The organism is Mesorhizobium sp. M7A.F.Ca.CA.004.06.1.1 (assembly GCF_003999135.1).
Taxonomy (GTDB): domain Bacteria; phylum Pseudomonadota; class Alphaproteobacteria; order Rhizobiales; family Rhizobiaceae; genus Mesorhizobium.
The window spans coordinates 1-2,819 of the sequence record NZ_RZPQ01000752.1; the positions used below are offsets into that span (position 1 = coordinate 1).

At 64.6% G+C, this 2,819-nt stretch carries 3 protein-coding genes; all 3 read left to right on the forward strand.

Annotation, left to right across the window (positions count from 1 at the left end; genetic code table 11):
* Positions 1–788, forward strand: a 788-nt coding sequence (locus EN906_RS29555; RefSeq protein WP_164777448.1) for an ActS/PrrB/RegB family redox-sensitive histidine kinase, incomplete at its 5' end; no start/stop codon positions are given.
* A gap of 85 nt (positions 789–873) precedes the next feature.
* Positions 874–1,437 carry an ActR/PrrA/RegA family redox response regulator transcription factor gene (locus EN906_RS29560; RefSeq protein WP_013528072.1) on the forward strand — a complete coding sequence of 188 codons (564 nt, stop codon included), beginning with the start codon at positions 874–876 and terminating at the stop codon, positions 1,435–1,437.
* A gap of 296 nt (positions 1,438–1,733) precedes the next feature.
* Positions 1,734–2,819: Na+/H+ antiporter NhaA (gene nhaA / locus EN906_RS29570; RefSeq protein WP_127375580.1), on the forward strand; the 1,086-nt coding region annotated here is incomplete at its 3' end.

Here is a 2,819-nt window from a genome sequence, read left to right on the forward strand (position 1 = left end):
CCTTCCGGGTGGCCGCCGAAGCCCGGCTTCTGGCCAATGCGCTCGCTGCAACGGAGCTGGTGCTGCAGCGCGAGCAGCACCTTTCGGCACTCGACGGGCTGGCCGCCGCGGCCGCGCATGAGCTCGGCACGCCGCTCGCCACCATCGCGCTTGTCGCCAAGGAGATGGAAAAGGCGCTCGGCAAGGATGCGAAATATGGGGAAGACGTAACGCTGTTGCGTTCGCAGAGCGAGCGCTGCCGCGAGATTCTCAAGCGGCTGACCAGCCTGTCCTCCGAGGGCGAGGCGCATCTTTCTCGGCTGCCATTGACCTCGCTGGTCGAGGAGGTCACCGCGCCGCACCGGGACTTCGGCATCTCGATCAAGCTTCGGCCCGGCGAACGCATCGGCCCCGAGCCGGTCGGGCGGCGCAATCCGGGCGTCATCTACGGCCTCGGCAATTTGGTCGAGAACGCCGTCGATTTCGCCCGCAAAAGCGTCACCGTGCACTGGAGCTGGGACGAGGCCACCGTCACCTTCTCGATCATCGATGACGGCCCCGGCTTTCCGGCCGAGATCATCGACCGCATCGGCGAGCCCTATATGTCGACGCGCCAGGGCAATGAAACCGGCGGCGGTCTGGGCCTCGGCCTGTTCATCGCCAAGACCCTGCTCGAACGCTCCGGTGCCGTGCTCGATTTCCGCAATTCCAGCGGCCTGGGCGAGGGCGCCATGGTACAGATATCGTGGCCGCGTGGTGTGTTCCTCAATCCGGAAATCACTTCGGCCAGCATGTTCGACACCGCCTGAGAGCCTTGAAGGACCTCTAAAAATTGGACAATCGGGCTCAGGAACTATATTTGCGTAAAATTAAGGCAGCAGGAATTTTGAGACTATGACAGGCGACGAGAATATTGGCGCAATGGTTGAAGGCGAGGACACCTCGCTGCTTGTCGTCGATGACGACAAGCCGTTCCTCACGCGTCTGGCCCGCGCCATGGAAGCCAGGGGCTTCGTGGTCGAGACGGCCGAGAGCGTCGAGGAGGCGGTTGCCAAGGCGCGCGCCAATCCACCCGCCTACGCTGTAGTCGACATGCGGCTCGGCGACGGCAACGGCCTCGACGTGGTCGCGGCCATCCGCGAAAAGCGCGAGGATTCCCGCACCATCATCCTGACCGGCTATGGCAACATCGCCACCGCGGTGACCGCGGTGAAGCTCGGTGCGGTCGATTATCTCTCCAAGCCCGCCGACGCCGATGATATCTTCGCTGCACTCACCCGCACCGCCGGCGAGCGCGCGGCGCCGCCTGAAAACCCGATGTCGGCCGACCGCGTCCGTTGGGAGCATATCCAGCGCGTCTATGAGATGTGCGAGCGCAACGTCTCCGAGACAGCGCGCCGGCTCAACATGCACCGCCGCACCTTGCAGCGCATACTGGCCAAGCGCGCGCCGCGTTAGGATCGCAGGGTGTCGCTTGGGGCCAAGTTTGTAACCAGCGGCGGAGAGAGCCCAATCGCCGAAGTCAGCGCCGCCCCTCATCGCCCTGCCGGGCACTTCTCCCCGTATAGTGACGGGGAGAAGTGGCTAGCCGCACCTAGGCGTAATTTCTGTAACGTTGGTGATTGGCGAAATCATAAATGACAGCGTCCCTCTCCCCGTCACTATACGGGGAGAGGATGCCGGCAGGCAGGTGAGGGGCGGCGCTAGCGCTTGGACAATGAAGCCCGCCAAACAGGCGGCTTAACGGAGGCGACATGCAGGATCTGAAGCAGCGGCCGGTTTCCGTCTTCCGCGAATTCCTCGATAGCGAAGCGGCCGGCGGCATCATCCTGATGGTGGCGGCGGCACTGGCCCTGATCGTCGCCAATTCGCCGCTCGCCGAAACCTATTTCTCCGCCCTCCACGCCTATCTCGGCCCGCTCAGTGTCTCGCATTGGGTCAATGACGGGCTGATGGCGGTGTTCTTCCTGCTCGTCGGACTGGAGATCAAGCGCGAGATGCTGGACGGCCAGCTCTCCACCTGGCCCCGGCGCGTGCTGCCCGGCATCGCCGCCGCCGGCGGCATGCTGGTTCCGGCACTCGTCTATGTCGCCGTCAACCGCAACAATGCGGCCGCCCTGTCCGGCTGGGCGATCCCGACCGCCACCGATATCGCTTTCGCGCTCGGCGTGCTGTCGCTGCTCGGCAGCCGCGTGCCGGCTTCGCTGAAGGTGTTCCTCACAGCCCTTGCCATCATCGACGACCTCGGTGCCGTCATTATCATCGCCATCTTCTACACCAGCGGCCTTTCGCTGGCTTATCTGGGTGCTGCCTTCGCCGTCATTGCCGCGCTTGTCGTGCTCAACCGCATGCGGGTGATGACGCTGGTTCCCTATCTCGTGCTCGGCGTCATCCTGTGGGTGCTGGTTCTGAAATCCGGCGTCCATGCCACGCTCGCCGGCGTGGCGCTGGCGCTGACCATCCCGCTTGAGCGTTCCGCCGGGATCGGCCACGATCTCGACCGTTCGCCCCTGCACCGGCTCGAGCACGGCCTGCACAAGATTGTGGCCTTCGTCGTCATCCCGATCTTTGGCTTTGCCAATGCCGGCGTTTCGCTCGCCGGTCTCAGCGTCAGTGCGCTGATCGAGCCGTTGACGCTGGGTGTCGCCGCCGGCCTGGTGGTCGGCAAGTTGGTCGGCGTGTTCGGCTCCTCGGCCCTTGCCATCCGGCTCGGTCTTGCCGACCTGCCAGCCAATGCAGGCTGGACGCACATGATCGGCATATCGCTGCTGTGCGGCATCGGCTTCACCATGAGCCTGTTCATCGGCCTGCTCGCCTTCGCCGGCGACGTGGCGCTGCAG